Source organism: Brachybacterium sp. AOP42-C2-15 (genome assembly GCF_052377065.1).
Classification (GTDB): domain Bacteria; phylum Actinomycetota; class Actinomycetes; order Actinomycetales; family Dermabacteraceae; genus Brachybacterium.
The window spans coordinates 1-6,554 of record NZ_JBQSWK010000071.1; the positions used below are offsets into that span (position 1 = coordinate 1).

A 6,554-nucleotide genomic window follows, 5' to 3' on the forward strand; every position below is an offset into this window, starting at 1 on the left:
GCCACGAGCCGTTCTGCGCCTACGACGCGACGCTCCCCATCACCACGAACCGGGAAGAGCCATCAATCGCGAGACGTTCAATCTCATCGATATGGGCACATCCGCCATAGTAGCGACGGCCCGGATATCCCTCGGAATACTTGTTTGTCAGTATCGAACCCTGCGCCTGAAGCACGGAGACTGGCGCGAAGTTTTCCGATGCGATCATCTCCAACGTCTGCCGCTGACGTGACATTTCCTCCGACACGAGGGTGTGCAGCTGGGGGTCTGCGTCCATCAGTGACTCGTCGAGATCGTTGTGCGCTGGCGGCGACGCTCTGCGAGTTGACCGAAGGGACTCATCGGAGTCCGGCGGCCAGGCGTCAGTGCTGTCTGTCGCGGACAAGGCAATCACCTCCGATGGGCTCGGCAAGCGCGGGTGACCGGAGATCCGCCTGGGGAGGGTGTCCGCGCCGGGTAGGACCGACAATCCGATGCCAGGTGTGCAGTGCACAAATTATCGATCGGTGCTAGTGTACCCGATGCCTTTAGGTGAGGCTACCCTAATGAGATGTTGCCTATGGTTTCATCGGCTGTCTCGTCGCAATGCGGGCTGCGACGCCGTCGAGTGCACGCTCGACTGCGTAGTTGTAGAGCCTATCGAGGTCAAAGGCATGGGCGAGCGTGTCCGCGAACATTGCCGCCCCTGGATGCTGACTGTCCTCGGACAACATGCCGAGGCTTGCGAGGATCGCGTCCTGAAGCTTGGGGTCGACATCTCGCTCGTCTTCGGAGGCGATCAGGTGCACGGCGGTATTCAATAGCATGATGTGTGCGGCGGGTGCTTCGTCGCCCAAGCCGGCCTCAGCGAGCTTGCTGACCCCGGTATCGATCATCAGCACCGCCGCAGGGACGGTCGTGGCGGCCATGCCGAGCCAGCGGGCGACGCCGGGGTGCGCAGACAGTGTGTCGTGCAGCGAGGTGAGGAGCTGCTGATACCACGGTCGCCACGAGAGTTCTGGTGACGGTAAGTCGACTGAGCACATGACGGCGTCGACGATGACGCGGTCGACCTCGTGGCGTGGGCCGACGCGGTGCGCAATCGCCGTCGGCCAGCAGCCGACCTCTTTCGCGAGGTCCCGAGTGGACCACCCGGCTAGGCCGCGGGCGGCTGTGAGGCGGACTCCGGCTTCGATGATCTGCTCTGTAGTCAAGGGGGCTTCGTCCGCGGCGGTGCGCGGTCCGCGCTGGCGTTTGCTCTTCTTTGCCTTCGGCTTTGTCATGCTCGGCTCCCATCCGCGGAGTGTCGTGCCACCACGATACCCGGCGTAGTTGTCCGTTGAACAAACGCGCCGGGTAAGGGTACACTCACTTCAAAGATTTGTGCACTGCACAGGGCCCGCGATCGGGGACCGTGCAGACCGTCGATGAGTGGATGCTTGAAAGGATGGCTCATGCCCGATGATGCGACCGCTACTCAGGCTGTGTTGCCCGACGCTCAATCCGAGTCGGCGCCGGATACGCTTGAGCCCGAGACGAGAGCCGCTGGTAGTGACAAGAGCCTCGGCTCGCTGCTCGCTCCGGTGCGTGGGCGGCTGATCCTGGCGGGGGCGTTCCAAGCGCTTGGCGCGCTGACGTCCTTGGTGCCGTATGTCGCGATCTATCGGATCGTCGAGGAACTGTTGCAGCCGGCAGGCGCGAGCGGGAACGTGGTGTGGGCGTGGGCGGTCATCGCCGTGATCGGCGTGTTGGTGCGCACTGCCGCGACAGGGGCGGCATACACCATCACTCACGGAGCGGACGGAACGGTGGGCCAGGCGCTTCGGCAACGATTGACCGATCGGCTGTGGCGGGTGCCGCTGGGCTGGTTCGGAGAACGCTCCTCGGGTCAGGTGAAGCGCCGCCTGCAAGATGACGTGCACGACGTGCATCATCTGGTGGCACACGCGATCAACGACCTGGTGGGAGCCATAGTGGCCCCGCTCGCGGGATTCGTACTGCTGTTCGTCGTCAACTGGCGATTGGGCCTGGTGTGCCTGGTGCCGGTGCTGCTGTACTTCGTCGGACTGAGCGTGATGATGCGCGGAAACACGGAGAACGCGGCACGCTGGGACGAGGCATTGGGCCGGGTGAACTCCCGGATCGTGGAGTTCGTGCAGGGCATCGCGGTCGTGAAGACATTCGGCCGGACGCGCAGCACTCAGGAGCGCTACCACGCAGTCGGTGACGAGCTGGCCGTGTTCTTCGAACGCTGGATGGGACCACTGCTACGCGTCAACGCGCTGGCGAGTGCGGTACTGGCACCGCCGACGGTGATCGCCCTGGTGCTCGCGACAGGGGCCTGGTTCGTCCATTCAGGGTGGGGGGCGCCGGCCGAGGTGCTGCTGGCGTTGATGATCGGGGTCGGACTGGGTGCACCGGTGCTGAACATGGGGATCGGGGCGCAGGCAATGCGCACCGCCACCGCGGCAGCGGCGCGGCTGGGCGACCTGCTCCGCACCCCGGTACTACCGCAGGTCGCGCATCCACGCACCCCGGAGGGTGCCGTGGTGGAGTACGACGGCGTGCGATTCTCCTACGATGGGCAGACCGACGTGCTCTCGGACATCGACCTCGTACTGCGACCCGGCACCGTCACAGCACTGGTGGGCCCATCGGGCTCCGGCAAGTCCACGCTGGCGCGGCTGCTGCCCCGGTTCTGGGACGTCACCGACGGTGCGATCCGGATCGGCGGAGTCGACCTGCGGCACGCGGCTCCCGAAGAGATCTACCGGCGAGTCGCATTCGTGTTCCAGGACAACGTTCTGCTGCGCATGAGCGTGCGCGACAACCTGCGCCTAGCGGCCCCGGACGCTGACGACGCGACCGTGGAGGCGGCAGCGCGAGCGGCGCAGATCCACGACGTGATCATGTCCATGCCGCATGGCTACGACACGATCGTGCACGAGCAGGTGACTCCGTCCGGCGGTGAGACCCAGCGGCTGTGCATCGCACGGGCCATGCTCGCTGACGCTCCCATCGTGGTGCTAGACGAAGCCACCGCCTTCGCAGATCCCGAATCAGAAGCAGCCGTCCAGGACGCCCTGTCAACGCTGATCGCAGGCCGTGCGGTCCTCGTCATCGCGCACCGGCTGCGCACGATCACCGACGCGGACCAGATCGTGGTTCTCGAGGGCGGCCGGGTCGTCGAGACCGGCCGCCATGACGAACTGCTGGACCATGGCCGACTCTACGCCGCTCTGTGGAACGCCCAGGAAGGAACGACCGCATGATCCGCAAGCTGCTGCCGATCCTCGCATCGGACGACCGGGCGAAGATGCGCGCCTTCCTCACCGTCTGCGTCGCCTACGGGATCCTCCAGGGCGTCGCGCTGCTGCTGGCGATCCCCGCACTACGCCACCTGCTCGCAGGTGAAGCTTCTGCGAGCTGGCCGTGGATCCTCTCGGTGATCGGTGCCGCTGTCATCGCGGGCATCGCATTCTCGATCCAGAGCGTGCTGGGATCCCGGATCGGGCTCGCCCTGATGCGCGGCCTGCACCGCAGCATCATCGACCACCTCGGCGTGCTGCCGGTGGGCTGGTTCTCCTCCGATCGCACCGGAAGACTCTCGCAATCAGTCTCCCAGGGCACGACCGCCGTGTGGACGGCCGCCTCGACCCTGATCCAGCCGCTGGTGACCGCCGTCGTTACGCCCATGACCATCGCGCTAGGGCTGCTGTTCATCGACTGGCCGGTGGCGCTGACGATGCTGATCGCCGCCCCACTCCTGTATCTGGTGTACCGGTGGGCGGCCGCGCTCGCTGAGCGCTCGGCCGATCAGATCGACCAGGCGGCGGTTGAGGCGGCCAGCCGCGTCGTGGAGTTCACTCGCGCCCAGCCGGTGATGAGGGCATTCCGGGCCGATCAGGCCGGCAACGGCATGCTGGCGAGAGCACACCGCGCCCAACAGGAAGCCTCCCGCCGCTCGCTGCGCACCAGCCTGCCCGGCCTGATCGGCTTCGCGACCGCCGTGCAGCTGATGTTCGCCGCCGTCATCGTCATCGCCGTGTGGCAGTCCCTCACCGGCGCGGCGAGCGCGGCGACCGCCGCCGTGGTGCTGTTCGCCGCCGCACGCTTCACCGGTCCACTCATCGACGCCGCCGACCTCGGCTCCGCGCTCCGGCTCGCCGGTCACGACCTGGATCGCATCGACAATGTCCTCGACGAACCCGCGCAACCCGAGGGCACAGACAGCATCGAACAGGCCGGAGAACTCGCCTTCGACCACGTCGACTTCACATATCCCGGGGGTCGACAAGTGCTGCACGAGGTGACTTTCTCGGCGCACCCGGGAACCACTACCGCTCTGGTAGGGCCGTCAGGATCGGGCAAGAGCACGATCCTGCAGCTGGCCGCCAGGTTCTTCGACCCCGACGCAGGCACTGTGCGCATTGGCGGTGTCGATGCCAGGCTGCTGCCGGTACAGACCGTGATGGAGCAGCTCTCGGTGGTCCAACAGAACGTCTACCTGCTCGATGACACGATCGAGGCCAACATCCGTTTCGGCAACCCGGAGGCCACTGACGACGAACTGCGCGAGGCGATCCGTCTGTCCCGCGTCGACGAGATCATCGACCGGATGCCCCACGGCCTCGACACGCAGGTCGGCGAGGCCGGAGTCGCGCTCTCTGGCGGAGAGCGTCAGCGCGTCTCCATCGCGCGAGCCTTCCTCAAGGACTCGCCCATCGTGCTTCTCGACGAGATCACCGCATCGCTCGATCCGGAGAACGCGATCGCCGTCCACGCCGGCCTGGCCGCACTGTCTGAAGGCCGAACCATGCTGATCGTCAGCCACGACCTGACGACGATCGCCGGAGCCGACCAGATCCTCGTCCTCGATGACGGCGCGATCGTGGAGCACGGCACCCACACCGACCTCGTCGCCGGCACAGGTCTGTACGCCGACTTCTGGGCCGAACGCGAACGGGCCCAAGGCTGGCGCGTCACCCACCCCACCGACGCCTCATGAAACGACACGCGAGAACAGCGCGGTGTGCGCACACATGCTACGCCGTCATCGTGACCGACCCGGATGCACTGAAGGACCCCCGAGGATGACGACAAGCAACCCCGCGCAGATCAAGCTGGTGCTAACGGCGGTGTTCCTGGCCTACCTGGCGCAGATGACGCTGAACCCCATCATTGCCCCGCTCTCACGCGAGGTCGGCCTGGCCGAATGGCAGGTCGGGGTGACCATCAGCACAGCAGCGATCATGGTGGTGCTCACGGCTCAGATATGGGGGCGCCGGTCGCAGTCGCTGGGACGCAAACGCGTTCTCCTCGCGGCGCTGGCCCTCGGTGCGATCGCGACGGCAGCCTTCGCGCTGATCTCCCAGGTCGGCATGATCGGCGCTCTCAGCGGCACCGTTCTGTTCGCGCTGTTCGTCGTGCTGCGCGGTATCGGGTTCGGCACCGCCATTGCTGCTATCCAACCAACCGCGCAGGCCTACATCGCTGATGTCACCACCGATGAGACCACCCGGATCAAGGGCATGGCCGGTGTGGGCGCGGTCCAGGGCGTGGCTCAGATCGCCGGTTCCGTTGTCGGTGGCCTGCTCGCCGCTTTCGGGCTGATGGCCCCGATCCTCTCCGTCCCGGTGCTCCTCGCCCTCGGCCTCGTGCTGGTCGCCCTTCGGCTGCGCCCCGAGGCGCGCACTACACTGATCGAGAAGCCTACGAGCGTCCGGCCGACAGACTCGCGGGTGTGGCCGTTCCTGCTCGCCGGGTTCGGCATGTTCACCGCCCTGGGGTTCATCCAGATCGTCACGGGCTTCATAGTCCAAGACCGACTTCACCTGGACGCGAAGACAGCCGGAGTGCTCACCGGCGCGGCCCTCCTGGCCGCAGGTATCGGCATGATCCTCGCCCAGACAGTCGTTGTTCCTAGTACGGGATGGGGCCCGGCCACCCTGCTGCGTGTGGGCGGCGTGGTTGCGCTGCTCGGATTCCTCGTGCTGATCCCCGATGCCGGGCCGGTCGCCCTCTTCGGATCGATCGCCCTCATCGGCCTGGGCTTGGGTACCGCCATGCCCGGCTACACCGCCGGACCAACACTGTTGGTCTCCCGCGAGGAACAAGGAGGCCTGGCCGGGCTCATCGCCGCCAACATGGGTCTCACCTTCGTCGTCGCACCCACCGCCGGTACCGTCCTGTACGGCGTCTGGACCTCTCTGCCGATCATCGTCGGCGCGGCCATCATGGCCATCGTCTCCGTGTTCGTTCTCCTTCACCCCCGATTCCGACGCATCCCGACTCCGCCCGAAGGCGATGCGACGAATTCGGACGTGCCAACGCAGGACGCCGGCCATGAACGTTGAGGCAAACGTCGTGGCAGGCATCACCGGGAGCCTGGAGCCTGCTTCGGTGAGTGGCCGAGCCAGGAACGCTGGGGACACGATCGGAGTGGATCACAGCTTTAGACTCGCCCTCCATATGAGCCTGGCTCCTCACGGATCGAGGAGGTCGAGGGCCGGCACGCACCAATTCGACGGTACGGTCTCGCGCCAAATGCCTACTGGTGACTTCCTGCCTAAACA

The 6,554-nt window shown here is 66.1% G+C and carries 4 protein-coding genes and 1 pseudogene; 3 read left to right on the forward strand and 2 right to left on the reverse strand.

Annotated features, from left to right (window positions below; translation table 11 throughout):
* Positions 1–61 precede the first annotated feature (61 nt).
* Together ACT3SQ_RS18635 and ACT3SQ_RS18640 are read right to left on the reverse strand one after the other, a co-directional pair.
* Positions 62–277 (reverse strand): annotated as a pseudogene (locus ACT3SQ_RS18635) (serine hydroxymethyltransferase); the annotation flags it as partial.
* A gap of 280 nt (positions 278–557) precedes the next feature.
* Positions 558–1,262: a hypothetical protein gene (locus ACT3SQ_RS18640; protein ID WP_073884832.1), complete on the reverse strand. Its 705-nt coding sequence runs from the start codon at positions 1,260–1,262 to the stop codon at positions 558–560.
* Positions 1,263–1,433: 171 nt separating this feature from the next.
* Between ACT3SQ_RS18640 and ACT3SQ_RS18645 the strand changes: the two genes are divergently transcribed.
* The 3 genes from ACT3SQ_RS18645 to ACT3SQ_RS18655 all read left to right on the forward strand — a co-directional run bounded on the left by ACT3SQ_RS18645 (position 1,434) and on the right by ACT3SQ_RS18655 (position 6,335).
* Positions 1,434–3,251: an ABC transporter ATP-binding protein gene (locus tag ACT3SQ_RS18645; RefSeq protein WP_073884833.1), complete on the forward strand. Its 1,818-nt coding sequence runs from the start codon at positions 1,434–1,436 to the stop codon at positions 3,249–3,251.
* Positions 3,248–4,987: an ABC transporter ATP-binding protein gene (locus tag ACT3SQ_RS18650; protein WP_073884834.1), complete on the forward strand. Its 1,740-nt coding sequence runs from the start codon at positions 3,248–3,250 to the stop codon at positions 4,985–4,987. The genes ACT3SQ_RS18645 and ACT3SQ_RS18650 overlap by 4 nt, the downstream gene beginning before the upstream one ends.
* Before the next feature lie 85 nt (positions 4,988–5,072).
* The gene (locus tag ACT3SQ_RS18655; RefSeq protein WP_073884835.1) at positions 5,073–6,335 is read left to right on the forward strand and encodes an MFS transporter; all 1,263 of its coding nucleotides are present in this window, start codon (positions 5,073–5,075) and stop codon (positions 6,333–6,335) included.
* The last annotated feature ends 219 nt before the right edge of the window (positions 6,336–6,554 follow it).